Raw genomic sequence first — 13,513 nt, 5'->3', positions numbered from 1 at the left:
TTTTACCTATTGGGCAGATAAAGCGCTGGCCTTATTCGTGACACGATTGCGGTTTTTCATATGCGCATTCCATATTAGCGAACGGTTGCGACCGTTGATTTTTGCTTGATAGAGTGCCTTGTCCGCTCGAACGATAGGTTGTTCCAGTGTGGTTTCCTGCAATGTGCACTGGGCTATTCCAAAGCTGGCGGTTACTGAAATTGTCTCGTCGGTATCGCCGGTGTCTGATCTAACCGCCACCCGCTCTATTTTCTCACGCAACCTTTCGGCAAATTCGATGGCGCCACTCGCCGTGCTGTGAGGCATGGCTATCAGAAATTCTTCACCGCCCCAGCGAGCGGCGACATCCTCGGCTCTTACCGACTCTTTAATTAACTGGCCCATTTTCCTAAGTACCTGATCGCCACCAATATGGCCATAGATGTCATTGACTTCTTTGAAGTGATCAATGTCCATGATTACGATGCTCAAGGGGTGGCCGTGGCGCTGATGCCCGGCCCAAAGGCGATCTAACAGCTCTTTCAGTGCGCGCCTATTATTTAGGCCGGTAAGGACATCAATATTGGCGTTATACTGGGCTCGGTCGTGGGCCTGTTGGGTTAGGCGAAATCTTGCGGCTAGCGCTAAAGCCAATAGTGTAGCTTCAATCAACATGCCAATTTCGGCGGCGCGAAAGGTAAATTCATAGGCCGGCAACAAGCCTATGGCGGTTAACGTTGTGGTAATAGTGCCAAGTGTGCCGGCACTGATTGCAATTAAGAAGTAGCGGGCATTCAGCGGTTGATTGCTGAGTTGATGAAACCCGTGTATGAGCATTAACACAGTGTAAACAACAAGAAAAACAAAGGCGCTGGTTATCGCCAGGGTATGATGCTCCTGTACCAGCGCAATGACTTGGGTTAACCAAAATAGGCATGTTGCACCCAGAGCCCAGTAGAAGCCCCGCCTCCAGTGCTTGCGAATATCGAGAAACTCTACGCTAAATACGAGTGCGCTAGTGCCGAACAGACCCAGCAGTATAGGTTGCCCCCAGCGTTGCCAGGCCGTGGCGTCCGGCCATATCCAGGCAAATCCATGGCCCGTGTAGCCGAGATTGGCGGTGACGAAAACTCCAAGGTAAAAAGCGTAGAGCAAGTGGCGGCGATCTTTGAGGCCCAAAAACAGCAACACGTTATACAGCATCAATGCCAGTAGGTAGCCATAGCCTAGGCCATAAGTGAAAAGCCTTTGTGTGGCAAATTTATCGCGCTCACTTTGTGTCAGGAGATACACCGGCAAAAACATGGGGTCGGGTGTTTGCGCACGAATTAAAAGCACATGCCGTCCGGGGCTAAAGCTAAGGTCGACTTCAAAACCCGTGTACTGATGACCCCTATTCGCGTAGGGTTTGTGGTCTCCAGCAGTGTGCGTATAGATGAGCTGGCCATGGCTCAGATGAAAGAAATCGAGCTGGTCTATCCAGGAGGCGTCTATCATCAAGCGACGCCGATCGCTGCTAGCCGCCTTGAGTTCCAGGGCGAGCCAAATCGGCTGTGCGGCCAGCCCTTTTGCGATGACTGAGGTGTCTGACGCTACGAATTCTCCATCTAGAAAACGTTGGTATGCTTGGTGCCAGTTAAGCGCAGATGTATCACCGCTTTCCTGCAGCGTAAAAAGATATCTGCCAAGCGGCTGGGGCGGTAATTCCGCAAGCGATACCGGAGCGCATTGAGCTTGCCCTGCAATGCCAGAGACAATGCTTAAAAAGCACAAAACCATTAATATATTCAATGGCTTAGGCGAAACTTTACGGCGCAGACACGTCATAGGGGCGTGGTTATTGTGAGTAGGTTTGTAGGCACCGATGTTAGATGATTTTCGTGCCACCGACAATGCTTGTAATGGCCTCGGCTGAAAAGTAGGGCGACCCATCCGCATTATTAGCCCACGATATTGTGTTGCGGTTAAAGGTGCGCAATGACAGGACGGATGTGGACTTGGGCTGCTAAACTTGCCGCTATGATGACAACTGCCTTAGCGACTCTACAGACAACCTTTGGTTACAGCGACTTTCGTGGCCAGCAAGCTGACATTATCGATGCTCTAATTGCCGGAGACGATGTGCTTGTGTTAATGCCTACCGGTGGCGGTAAATCACTGTGCTATCAAATTCCCGCGTTGGTACGCGAGGGCTTAGCTATAGTCGTATCACCTCTGATCGCGTTGATGCACGATCAAGTTGAAGCGCTTGGGCAGCTGGGAGTGAGTGCGGCTTATCTCAACTCAAGCTTAACCTCCGATCAGGTTCAGTCGATAGAGCAGGGTTTGCGCAACGGCGAGATTAGGATTCTCTATGTTGCGCCGGAGCGGTTGGTGCAGCCACGAACCTTGAGCCTATTGCAATCCCTACCTATTTCCTTGTTCGCAATTGACGAGGCGCACTGTGTGTCCCAGTGGGGACACGATTTTCGCTCTGACTATTTACAGCTGAGCTTGCTGCAACAGCAGTTTCCAGCCGTGCCGCGCATAGCGCTTACCGCCACCGCCGATGAGCGCACCCGCGCCGAGATTATTGAACGCCTACAGTTGCAGGCGGCGAAGCAGTTCGTGAGCGGGTTTGACCGCCCCAACATCGTTTACCGTATTGAGCAGAAACAAAATGCGCGCCAGCAACTGCTGCGATTTCTACACAATGAGCACCCTAAAGACGCAGGTATTGTGTACTGCCTGTCGCGCCGCAAAGTAGAAGAGACGGCAAGCTGGCTGACGACTCAGGGTTTGAATGCCCTGCCTTACCACGCGGGTTTGCCCGCGCCTACCCGCCAACAAAATCAGGACCGATTCCTGCGCGAGGACGGTGTCATTATCGTTGCCACCATTGCTTTTGGTATGGGAATCGATAAGCCAGATGTGCGGTTTGTGGCTCACCTGGACCTGCCCAAGAGCATTGAATCCTACTATCAGGAAACCGGTCGCGCGGGCCGCGACGGCGAGCCCGCTACCGCTTGGATGGTGTATGGCGTACAAGATGTAATCAAACTTAAGCAGATGCTGAGCCAGTCACAGGGCAATGAAGAGTTTCGTCGGGTTGAGCACCACAAGCTCGATGCGATGTTGGGGCTGTGTGAAATTACCAGTTGCCGTCGCCAGGTGCTCTTGTCTTATTTTGGCGAGCAAGACCACGGTCCGTGTAATAACTGCGATACCTGCCTAACGCCACCCCAAACGTTTGAAGGCACTGTCGTTGCGCAAAAAGCGCTCAGCGTTTGTCATCGTACCGGCCAGCGTTTTGGGGTAAATCATCTTATTGATGTATTACTGGGTAAAACACCTGACAAAGTCATCCAATTTGGTCACGATAAACTCAGTACCTTTGGCATAGGGGGGGAGCTGGACGTCAATCAGTGGCGCTCGGTTTTTCGTCAACTCGTGGCGCGCGGACTTATGCAAGTTGATGTGGCGGGTTTTGGCGGCCTGCAGCTCACCGAAAAATGTCGGCCTCTGCTCAAGGGTGAACAGAGCATTGAATTGCGCAAAGACATTAAGGTGGACTCCGGCCGCAAATCCCGCAGCAGTGGAGCCGCTAACGGACTTTCTGGGCCAGACCGGGCCCTGTGGGATAAACTGCGCGAGCTGCGTAAGAGCTTAGCCGCTGAGCAGGATATTGCCCCTTACATGATATTTCACGATGCCCACTTAATGGAAATGGTCAGCTTGCAGCCGCAAGACTTAGATGCCTTTTCCCGTATCTCTGGGGTGGGCGCGAGCAAGCGTGATCACTACGGTGATGCGTTTGTTGCAGCCATCATCGAGCACGCGGAAAGTTTATCCGAATACGCAGGCAGTGCCGAAAACGTGAAGGCCACCGAGCACGAAACCTTCGCGTTGTTTAAAGCAGGGATGACAATTGCTGATATCGCGCGTCAGCGCGATATCACCGAAACCACAGTGTACGGTCATTTGGCCGGATTAATTGAGCAGGGCCAGCTGGATGTGACCGAGGTGGTCGAGTTACCCGAACAAGAGCTCGACACTATTTTTGATGTCATGCTCGCTCACGATGATGAACCCTTTAAGCTCAAGCCTGTCTATGAAGCACTGGACGGCGCTTACGACTACGGCGTATTGCGCTGTGTGCGGGCCGTGGTGGTGAGGGAGACCACTGATTGATGCAGGCGGTGCTTTTTGATTTAGATGACACCTTGCTTGATAAATCCAGCAGCCTTATGGACTGCGCTTGGGGCTTTCAGTGTAAATATAACGCGTGTGCGGAACCGGAGAAATTTATCAAGGCTTTTGTTCGAGAGAATGAAGTCATTCAGCCTAAATGGGCGGCATTTCGAAAAATTGCCAAGGAATGTGCGTTAAGTGACAGCCTAGCCGAAATCATGCATGTCGACTTTGATCAAAACTTCGCTCAATACTGCAAAGCTTTTCCCCGTGCGTTAGATACGGTTCGTAGATTGTCGAATACCGGCATTAAGCTGGCGATAGTGACCAATGGACGGGACTTTTTTCAGCGCAATAAAATCGAAGCTTTGGGGCTGTACGGTTATTTAGATGCCATTGTCACGTCGGGCGAATTGGGCGTTAAAAAGCCAACGCCAGAAATCTTTCTTCATGCTCTTGATATGATGGGTGCACAAGCCAAATATTCTGTGTTTTGTGGTGACAGCATAGTGGCAGATATGCAACCTGCCAACCTATTGGGTATGACAACCATCTGGAAAACCCAAAGACAAAGTGTACAACCAGCTGCGGTAAACTATAGGTTCACGCATTACAGCGAGTTCGGCAGCATACTGGGGCAGATAAAATTTGACCGTGCCTGAATCCGGGCGCCGATCACTGAGTTGAGACAAATGGAAAAAGCGATGAGCACTCCCTATATTCAACGGCTCTTTAGCCTAGCCTCTTGCAGATACTTTTGGGTGGCCGTTGCCCTGGCCATGTTAGCCCTTGAGGGTGGTGCGCTGTATTTTCAGCATGTTGAAAAATTCTACCCCTGCGAATTGTGCATATACGTGAGGGTGTGGGTGGCGCTCATTTTTTTAGTGAGTGTTATTGCTCTGTGGATAAGGAAATGGTTATGGGGGCGCATAGCGGCTAGTTTGACTGGGCTCGTGTTAAGCCTTGGTCTGGCCATGGAAACCTGGGGGTTGATCAAAGTCGAGTACGGAATTGGCAATGGCGGCGCCTGTGGCTACAAGGCCAATTTTCCGGACTGGGCGCCGCTCGATAGTTGGTTGCCTGCCGTGTTTGAGGTGCAGGATCTTTGTCAGGCTACGCCTTTGGTGTTAGGGCCAATTTCAATGACACACGGTTTGGTCCTCGTCAGCATTGGCTTGGTGCTTGCGATGAGTGTGGCACTGATGGGCTGTGTGCGCCGGGTTGCGGAGTAACGATTGTGGGGATTGAGATCGAACGGAAATTTCTGGTAGATGTGTCCCTGCTCCCCGAGCTTGTCGCAGGAACGTATATCTCTCAGGGGTATGTTGAAACGGCTTCAAGCACTGTGGTGCGTATTCGCGTCAAAGGTAATATCGGGTATCTAACCTTGAAGGGGGAAAGCACGGGTATTGCCTGTGCCGAATACGAATATGAAATTCCCAAGGCTGATGCCAAGGAGATTATAGCCACCTTGTGTGCTGGGAAAACTGTGGAAAAAACACGTTACGAATATCCAGTGGCAAATCATACCTGGGAGGTAGATATTTTTCACGGCGAGAACCAAGGGCTTATTGTTGCGGAAATTGAACTGGGAGCCGAAAACGAAGAGTTTCTTAAACCCGATTGGGTCATGGAAGAGGTGACGGGCCAGACTCGGTATTTTAATTCGCAATTGCTTAATCATCCGTATGCGACGTGGTAGTTGTTGTGTACACCGAGTGATACGCGGCGGATAAACAGCAAAACTGTATTTTTACGACACGCGCAGAGCTTGGCCGATTAGACAGGCCAATATTCTACCGATGCGACGGATGATCTAATACAACTCGGTGCCTTATAGGCGCAGAACATCGCAAACGTCTTGACGTGCACGGCAAGCGAATTGCGGGCTGATGTCGCTAACGCTTGGTAAGCCGCAGAGGGCGTGGTCTGAAGCGCACATTTGCCGCACCTTGCCTCTAGCAAAGGGAACCACCCTGTCCGTCGAGACAAGACACAAAATCTGCACGCTTCAGGCTACGCTGAGCATGCTTGGGTTTTTCAACAGCCAGCTATGGCGTAGCAGTTGAAAAATTTTTCCTAGGTGGGGCTGGTTTAAACGTGTCCTTAGTGAATTTTCTACGGCTGGTAACAACCTTTAACGAAAGATCGCTGGTAAATAAGGTAGGATTGCAGTCTGCCGGATTAGACGTTAGTGTTGTTTGGGCCAGTATTTAATGACTTAATACCCAATGGGTTTCTTAGCTCAAGGGCCTTTTACTCAAAGGACCGCAAAGGACTGTTAGGTTAAAGGACCCTTACGGAAAGGAGTGTTACTTCAAAGGAACGTCACGTCAAAGGCCTGTTCCCACAAAGGAGAGCTGTGTGCTATGGTAAGCAAGGTACGAAATTGTATTGTTATTGGTCTTGTCTGTTCACTCGCCGCCTGCGGTTCGTCGGATGATGCTGAGCATGAGTCGTTGGTTGCCTACACTAGGCTTGCGTGCCCAGCTGTGTCGAGCAATACCCCGTACGAGGATTCGCTTTTTACAGTGATCGACAATGAGCACGAGTATCGTGAGCGCTATTTGGCTACCGCTCTGAACAGCCAGCAGGATGCGCCAGCTGTTGATTTTGACACTCATCAGGTCATTATGCTGTACGCCGGTCAAAAGCCCTCTTTAGGTCACAGCATAGACGTGGAGAGTATTGCCGAGCATGGTGAATTTCTACAGGTAAGTTACCGTGAAGGCGAACCGCAAAGCTGCGGTGCCGACGCTGCATTATCCTACCCATATTGCTTTGTTTCTGTGGCCATCAACGATAAGCCCGTTCGCTTTGAGGGCGAGGTTTTTAATAGTTGCCCATAGTTCGAAGCGCAGCGCCCCGACACGGAAGTAAATCTCACGGCACTACGCCAGAAATCATAGGGCAGGCTTTTCGCCCGCCTTATGATTGAAGCGCAATCTCTACGCGCTATTGCGTAGAGATTTTGCCGCACTCACCATATTTTGCAATGCAGGCCGTACTTCGTCCCACTGGCGCGTTTTTAGTCCGCAGTCCGGATTGATCCACAAGCGCTCTGCGGGAATTCGCTCCCGGGCTTTGCCCATTAAGTTCACAATATGCTCCTCGCTGGGAATGTTAGGGGAGTGAATGTCGTAAACACCCGGCCCTATTTCATTGGGGTACTTAAAACTGTCAAACACATCCAGCAGTTCCATGTCTGAGCGCGATGTTTCAATGGTGATGACATCTGCGTCCATATGGGCAATGGCATCGATGATGTCGTTAAACTCTGAGTAGCACATATGGGTATGTATTTGCGTTTCATCTTTAACGCCATTGGCGCTGATGCGAAAACATTCTACGGCCCATGTTAAGTATTCCTGCCACTGACTTTGACGCAGCGGTAACCCCTCTCGAAGTGCGGCCTCGTCAATTTGAATGATGTTGACCCCAGCGGCCTGCAAATCCAGAACCTCTTTGCGAATGGCCAGTGCCAGTTGTTTACAGGTTTCACTGCGCGGCTGATCGTCGCGCACAAAAGACCAATTGAGAATGGTCACAGGCCCTGTCAACATACCTTTCATTGGCTTGTCAGTGAGCGATTGCGCGTAGCGAATCCATTCTACGGTCATGGTGTGTGGTCGAGTAATATCGCCGAATAAAATGGGTGGCTTGACACAGCGCGAGCCGTAAGATTGCACCCAGCCGAATTGACTAAACACGTACCCTTCAAGTTGTTCACCAAAATACTCAACCATGTCGTTGCGCTCGGCTTCGCCGTGCACCAGCACATCTAAGCCAAGCGCCTCCTGTTCACGCACGGAATATTCGATTTCGGTGCGCATGCGGTTTTGATATTCGTCGAGTTTCAGTTCGCCTTGTTTGAAAGCCAGCCGATCCTTGCGAATCTGTGGGGTTTGCGGAAACGAGCCAATCGTGGTGGTGGGGTATCTGGGCAGCGCCAGTTGCTGGCGTTGCTTGGCAGTACGTTTGCTATAGCTGCTGGCTCGCTTGCCAAGCGCGGGTGTTATTTTAGCGACAGACTCCTGTACAGTGGGGTTGTGCACACGATCAGAGGCGCGGCGGCCGGCTAAAGCATCGCGGTTCTGCGCAAGCTTTTCGGCAACGCTTGCTCGGCCTTCATTCAAGGCGGTGGCGAGTGTTGATAGCTCATCTATTTTTTGCTGGGCAAAGGCGAGCCAGTTTTTTATTTCACTGTCCAGATTTTGTTCGGCCGTTAAATCGACAGGTACATGTAAAAGCGAGCACGAAGGCGCTAACCATAACCGCTCGCCGAGCTTTTGTGAAATAGGCTCCAGCCAACTCAACAGCTCGGTTAAGTCACTTTTCCATATGTTGCGCCCGTCGATAATACCCAGCGAAAGCACTTTGTGGCTGGGCAGCCAATCTATGACTCTTACCACTTCAGTTCTCGCCCGTACCGCATCGATGTGCAAGCCCGCCACGGGCAGTTCACAGGCGAGCTTGAGATTATCACGCAGTTCGTCAAAGTAGGTTGCCACCAGCAGTTTCACCGGTGCGGCTTTGAGCTGATGGTAGGCGACATTAACGGCGTGTTGCCAGTTTCGGTCTAGTTCGGTTACCAGAGCGGGCTCGTCAATTTGCACCCACTCGGCCCCCGCATCGGCCAGCTGTTGCAATAGCGCTTGATAAACAGGCAATAGTTTATCCAACAGCTGTAAGCGGTCGCAGCCATCTTTGCTTTTACCTAACCACAGGTAGGTGACGGGGCCAATAATAACGGGCTTGGCATTTACACCCTGTGACTTGGCCTCTTGCAGTTGCCGGATCAGTCGCGCCGGATTCAAGGTGAACTCAGTATCCTGGGTGAACTCCGGAACGATGTAGTGATAGTTGGTATCAAACCATTTCGTCATCTCACCGGCGTGTACGCACTGGCACGCGGAATCATTCACCGCTCGGCCGCGGGCGACGCGAAAATAATTGTCCAGCTCAGTGCCTGCGAGATTGCTGACACGCTCAGGTAAGTGGCCCAGGGTGAAGCTGGTGTCGAGCACCTGATCGTAGAAAGAAAAATCCCCCACCGGTGCCCAGTTGAGGCCGGATTGTTGTTGCCAGTGCAGTTGGCGCAATTCGGCACCGGTTTGCTGGAGTTCAGCTTCTTTAGTTTGCCCCTTCCAATAAGCTTCTAGGGCAAATTTGAGTTCACGTTTTGCGCCAATGCGCGGAAATCCTAAGTTGTGGGTAATGGCCATTGTTGCCTCCTGTCAGTTGATTAGGGGCAGTCTAGGGGCTATTAACCATGATTAATAATGGTATTATATAATCTAAATATTAATAATATTCATGGGTTGTCTATGATTGAGCGCCACCACCTGGAGTTGCTAAAAGCCGTAGCAAGTAAGGGCACCTTGACCCGTGCCGCCGGGCATTTAAATCTTACCCAGTCGGCTTTGAGTCATTCCATCAAAAAATTGGAACAGCGTTTGGGAACTGCCCTGTGGGAAAAGGAGGGGCGGCAACTGCGCCTGACCACGGCGGGTGAATATCTGCTGGGGTTGGCAAACCGATTGGTCCCACAGTTTGAACATGCCGAGCAGGTGGTCGCTCAAATGGCCGCTGGTGAGCGGGGCTCTTTGCGAATTGGCATGGAGTGTCATCCCTGCTACCAATGGCTTCTTAAGATAGTGGGTCCTTACTTATCGGCTTGGCCTGATGTCGATGTAGACGTGAAACAGCAATTTCAATTTGGCGGTATGGCCGCTCTGTTTGGGCACGATATCGACTTACTTGTGACGCCTGACCCTCTGTTTAAACCTGGGGTAGTGTTTACTCCGGTATTTGATTATCAGCAGGTGTTAGTCGTGCCGCTGAATCACTGGTTATCCGACCGCCGGTATGTGGAGCCGAAGGATTTGGCCGGAGAGGTGCTTATCTCCTACCCGGTACCCATTGAGCGGCTGGATATTTACAATAAATTCTTACAGCCAGCGGGTATATCGCCTAAACGCCACAAAACCATCGAAACAACCGACATTATGTTGCACACAGTAGCCTCGGGCAGGGGTGTTGCCGCTCTACCCGGTTGGCTAGTCGAGGAGTATGCGCAAACATTGCCTATTATGGCCCTGCCATTGGGTAAAGCCGGTGTCAGTAAGCAAATTTATTTGGGGGTTCGGCAGGTCGACAACCAAGTGGATTATATCGATGCGTTTTTGCAAATGGCGACCGCGCGTAAGTAAGGGTAAAGTGATGAAAATTGGCTGGTGCGGAAGCTGATTCCTACTCTAATCTCGGCCGGAATAATGAATAAACAAAGGAAATGCAATGTATTCTACTTTGAGAAAATTACATTTTGTCGCGGTAATGCTCGTAATTTCACTGAGCCTACAAGCCAAAGAGCTTCACAAAGTTACCAAGGTCGATGATTTGGTTTGGGCGGAGCCGAAGGGTTATCCGCTTAAGGTGGATATTTACAGTCCTAAAACGAATCAGGATTTAAACCCTGTTGTGGTGATTTATCACGGCGGCGGCTGGTTGATTAACAACGAATCGATCATGGATTCAATGAGTCAGTATTTAGCAGAGCGCGGTTTTGTGGTGGCGAATATAAACTACCGTCTACTGCCGACTTTAAACAATACGACGACCATGAATGAGATTATTGAAGACGTGTTTGGCGGTCTACTTTGGGTAAAAGCCAATATTGCGCAGTATGGTGGTGATCCTACACGAGTAGCGATTACCGGTGACAGTGCCGGAGGCCACCTGACATCAATGATTTTAACGCACGGACGTGAACTGGAATCAGACGGTTATAGTGGCGATAGCCTTGGTTTCAACCCCACATGGTTGCCGCAAGGCAAAACAGCTGAACAAGTGGCCTCAGAAGATGGCTTAAAAGTACAGGCAGCGGTTGTTAGCTATGGAGCGTTTGATCTGCTGGGTACGGCGCAAGGCGGTTTTGAGACCGCACAGAATATATTCTGGCAATTTGCTCAGGCCGAGCCCCGCGGTATGTTTGGTGGGGAGGTGAATGTCGACAGCAATCCCGAGCACTACCGTATGGTGTCACCTCTATACAATATCCCGGCTATTGACGAGTATAAACTGCCACCTCAGCTTCATCATGTTGGCAGCGAGGATACCACCACCACTGCCGCATCGATCAAAGTTTATGTCGACAAAATGCGCAATGCTAGCCAACCCGCCGAGCTGATTGTGTATGAAGGGAATAATCACGCATACATGGATTCTGGTTGCCTGGAAGTGTTTGACAGCTGTTTTGACACTCACGCCGTGCCAGTTTTAGAAAAGGATATAGTACCGTTTTTACATGAGCACCTGTGACAAAAGTCGACACGGGTCAGGCTTGCTGTATGGGCGTGGAGAACATAGCGTGGCTTAATTGATTGGGTTTAGGGCCGCGTGTGTCGCGAAAGTAGAACGGCATCTGGTCTATACTGGTAGCCAACTTAGGGGAATACAGTGAATAACTGGATAGCACGATTTACAATTGCGCTTGTGTTTTGTTATACGGCGCAGGCAGTAGTGGCGGCAGAAATATCACTGACGGTCACTGACGCTGATGGTAGCCCTTTACCGAGTGCGGTGGTGTGGTTGCCGGGAGGCAATGTAACCCCGCGTGCGACACCTTATGTGATGAACCAGCGTAATCGACAATTTGAGCCCGGTGTATTGGCCGTTCCCACCGGCAGTCGGGTGGCCTTTCCCAACTCCGATTCGGTCATGCATCATGTCTATTCTTTTTCGCCGGTAAAACGTTTCGAGATCAAGCTCTACAAAGATAGCCCGGGCGAGCCTTTGCTGTTTCCCACAGCAGGGGTAGTTCAGCTGGGGTGCAATATTCACGATTGGATGCTGGGTTATATTGTAGTAGTCGATGCCGATACCTTTGCGGTCACCGACGCCGAGGGTAAAGTGAGCCTGAGTGTAGATGGCGACTCCGCCGATCTGTCAGTTTGGCATGCGCGGTTTAAAAATTTAAGTGCAACCGAGCAACACACGGTTCGCTCCGGTGCTCAGGTTATCAAAGTGGCGCAAGCGTTAACGCCTGCGGTCGATCCCTATCAAGCGGATGAATTTGATGGCTACTAAGCTGACATATAGGTGGCGATGGTTGGATAGCTGCGTCTGTTTGAACAGCAGGCGCAGTATTGGATTTTTTCTTTTATTGCTTGCCTGTCTGCAGGTTCAAGCCAGCTCCTTGCAGGTTAAAGGGCAGCTAGAGCTTAGGGGAACACTGTCTGACACGCCTGAGCCCTGGCTGTATAGTGGCTCAGGCCTGCATCGCTATAGTGATCAGCATGAAGGGCTGAGTGTTGGTAGCAGCGTGTTACAGGCCCAGTATGATTTTCTCAGCGCGTGGTCGCTGCATGGTGTCGCGCATATTAATGATGATGTCGATACCAAGCTTGGCATTACCGAAGCGTATCTAAAATATAAGCCGCTGAGCGCTAATGGCTACCAGTGGCAAGTTAAGACCGGTGGTTTTTACCCCGCCCTGTCGCTTGAAAACCCTGACATCGCCTGGCTGTCGCCGTATTTGTACAGCAATTCAGCCATAAACAGTTGGGTGGGGGAAGAGTTGCGTGTGTTCGGTGGTGAAGTTGCGTTTAGCCGACCCGGCCGCCGTTTTCACAGCCCTCACAGCTTTACCGCAGTCGGTGCGATTTTTAAAGCCAATGACCCTGCTGGCAGCCTACTGGCATGGCGCGGTTTTGCGATGCATGATCGACAGACCGTTTATAACGAAAGCATAGCGTTTGCCGATAACCCCGCGTTTGACGACCCGCGGCTGAGCCGTCAGGCGAACGAAGTATTGCCATTTTCAGAAGTCGATGGTCGTTTTGGGTACTACATAGGTGGACATTGGGATTATCTTAAACGCTCGCAGTTGCGTGTTTATTACTACGATAATAACGGTGATCCGCGAGCGCTCAATTATAAAACCGGCCAGTATGCCTGGGATACCAAATTTTTCTCCGCAGCCTGGCTGTTGAAACTGTCGCAACGCACCAGGGTTATTGCGCAATTTATGGATGGTAGCACTGCCATGGGGCCCAGTCTTGGAGTCAATAACGATTATCAAGCCAGCTATGTCTTGTTAAGTCACACTTTGGGTAAGCACCGGTTCAGTGCGCGCTACGACCGCTTCGAGGTACAAGATAAAGACCACTGGTCGTTTGACCCCAATAATAGTAACGGTGACAGTTTTGCCGTCGCGTGGCGTTGGAACTTGAGTCGTCATTGGCAAGTGGGCACGGAGGTTATGGTTACCGACAGTTATGTGGAAAATCGTGAATTGTGGTGGGAGCAGGCGAATCAGCAACAGACTCAGTGGCAACTCAATGCCAGGTATCGATTTTGATCA

At 50.9% G+C, this 13,513-nt stretch carries 11 protein-coding genes; 9 read left to right on the top strand and 2 right to left on the bottom strand.

The features are described 5' to 3' along the window. Positions 1 to 6 precede the first annotated feature (6 nt). On the bottom strand, positions 7 to 1,866 hold the full coding sequence (locus QWI17_RS03105) for a sensor domain-containing diguanylate cyclase (RefSeq protein ID WP_302721032.1): 1,860 nt from the start codon (positions 1,864 to 1,866) through the stop codon (positions 7 to 9). A gap of 90 nt (positions 1,867 to 1,956) precedes the next feature. Between QWI17_RS03105 and recQ the strand changes: the two genes are divergently transcribed. The 5 genes from recQ to QWI17_RS03080 all read left to right on the top strand — a co-directional run bounded on the left by recQ (position 1,957) and on the right by QWI17_RS03080 (position 6,998). Beyond that, positions 1,957 to 4,149 carry a DNA helicase RecQ gene (gene recQ / locus QWI17_RS03100; protein WP_302721031.1) on the top strand — a complete coding sequence of 731 codons (2,193 nt, stop codon included), beginning with the start codon at positions 1,957 to 1,959 and terminating at the stop codon, positions 4,147 to 4,149. Further along, positions 4,149 to 4,811 (top strand): HAD family hydrolase, encoded by a 663-nt coding sequence (locus QWI17_RS03095; protein WP_302721051.1) that lies wholly within the window; start codon positions 4,149 to 4,151, stop codon positions 4,809 to 4,811. The genes recQ and QWI17_RS03095 overlap by 1 nt, the downstream gene beginning before the upstream one ends. 42 nt (positions 4,812 to 4,853) lie before the next feature. Then, the gene (locus QWI17_RS03090) at positions 4,854 to 5,381 is read left to right on the top strand and encodes a disulfide bond formation protein B (RefSeq protein WP_302721030.1); all 528 of its coding nucleotides are present in this window, start codon (positions 4,854 to 4,856) and stop codon (positions 5,379 to 5,381) included. A 5-nt stretch (positions 5,382 to 5,386) separates the two neighbouring features. Beyond that, entirely contained in the window at positions 5,387 to 5,851 is a 465-nt protein-coding gene (locus tag QWI17_RS03085; protein ID WP_302721029.1) for a CYTH domain-containing protein, read from the top strand. Positions 5,852 to 6,518: 667 nt separating this feature from the next. Then, on the top strand, positions 6,519 to 6,998 hold the full coding sequence (locus tag QWI17_RS03080) for a protease complex subunit PrcB family protein (RefSeq protein WP_302721028.1): 480 nt from the start codon (positions 6,519 to 6,521) through the stop codon (positions 6,996 to 6,998). A 99-nt stretch (positions 6,999 to 7,097) separates the two neighbouring features. Here QWI17_RS03080 and metE read toward each other — a convergent pair whose 3' ends face one another. Continuing rightward, positions 7,098 to 9,374, bottom strand: a complete 2,277-nt coding sequence (metE, locus tag QWI17_RS03075) for a 5-methyltetrahydropteroyltriglutamate--homocysteine S-methyltransferase (RefSeq protein ID WP_302721027.1) — start codon at positions 9,372 to 9,374, stop codon at positions 7,098 to 7,100. A gap of 102 nt (positions 9,375 to 9,476) precedes the next feature. Here metE and QWI17_RS03070 point away from each other — a divergent pair, with 102 nt between their 5' ends. The 4 genes from QWI17_RS03070 to QWI17_RS03055 all read left to right on the top strand — a co-directional run bounded on the left by QWI17_RS03070 (position 9,477) and on the right by QWI17_RS03055 (position 13,510). Further along, a complete protein-coding gene (locus tag QWI17_RS03070; protein ID WP_302721026.1) occupies positions 9,477 to 10,361 on the top strand; it encodes a LysR family transcriptional regulator in 885 nt (294 codons plus the stop codon). 85 nt (positions 10,362 to 10,446) lie between these two features. Continuing rightward, positions 10,447 to 11,469: an alpha/beta hydrolase gene (locus tag QWI17_RS03065; protein WP_302721025.1), complete on the top strand. Its 1,023-nt coding sequence runs from the start codon at positions 10,447 to 10,449 to the stop codon at positions 11,467 to 11,469. Between the two features lie 138 nt (positions 11,470 to 11,607). After that, positions 11,608 to 12,237 (top strand): methylamine utilization protein, encoded by a 630-nt coding sequence (locus QWI17_RS03060; protein ID WP_302721024.1) that lies wholly within the window; start codon positions 11,608 to 11,610, stop codon positions 12,235 to 12,237. A 40-nt stretch (positions 12,238 to 12,277) separates the two neighbouring features. Next, a complete protein-coding gene (locus QWI17_RS03055) occupies positions 12,278 to 13,510 on the top strand; it encodes a hypothetical protein (RefSeq protein ID WP_302721023.1) in 1,233 nt (410 codons plus the stop codon). Positions 13,511 to 13,513: the final 3 nt, after the last annotated feature.

The sequence above is a fragment of the Gilvimarinus gilvus genome, assembly GCF_030518155.1.
Taxonomy (GTDB): Bacteria; Pseudomonadota; Gammaproteobacteria; order Pseudomonadales; family Cellvibrionaceae; genus Gilvimarinus; species Gilvimarinus gilvus.
The sequence above is the reverse complement of the archived record's forward strand: the minus strand, read 5'-3'. Positions and strand labels throughout refer to the sequence as shown.

What these genes read in the sequence shown, in the direction of transcription:
- QWI17_RS03070 (WP_302721026.1), top strand. Translation starts at nt 9,477, where the DNA reads ATGATTGAGCGCCACCACCTGGAGTTGCTAAAAGCCGTAGCAAGTAAG.
- QWI17_RS03065 (WP_302721025.1), top strand. Translation starts at nt 10,447, where the DNA reads ATGTATTCTACTTTGAGAAAATTACATTTTGTCGCGGTAATGCTCGTA.
- QWI17_RS03090 (WP_302721030.1), top strand. Translation starts at nt 4,854, where the DNA reads ATGAGCACTCCCTATATTCAACGGCTCTTTAGCCTAGCCTCTTGCAGA.
- recQ (WP_302721031.1), top strand. Translation starts at nt 1,957, where the DNA reads ATGACAGGACGGATGTGGACTTGGGCTGCTAAACTTGCCGCTATGATG.
- QWI17_RS03080 (WP_302721028.1), top strand. Translation starts at nt 6,519, where the DNA reads ATGGTAAGCAAGGTACGAAATTGTATTGTTATTGGTCTTGTCTGTTCA.
- QWI17_RS03095 (WP_302721051.1), top strand. Translation starts at nt 4,149, where the DNA reads ATGCAGGCGGTGCTTTTTGATTTAGATGACACCTTGCTTGATAAATCC.
- metE (WP_302721027.1), bottom strand. Translation starts at nt 9,374, where the DNA reads ATGGCCATTACCCACAACTTAGGATTTCCGCGCATTGGCGCAAAACGT.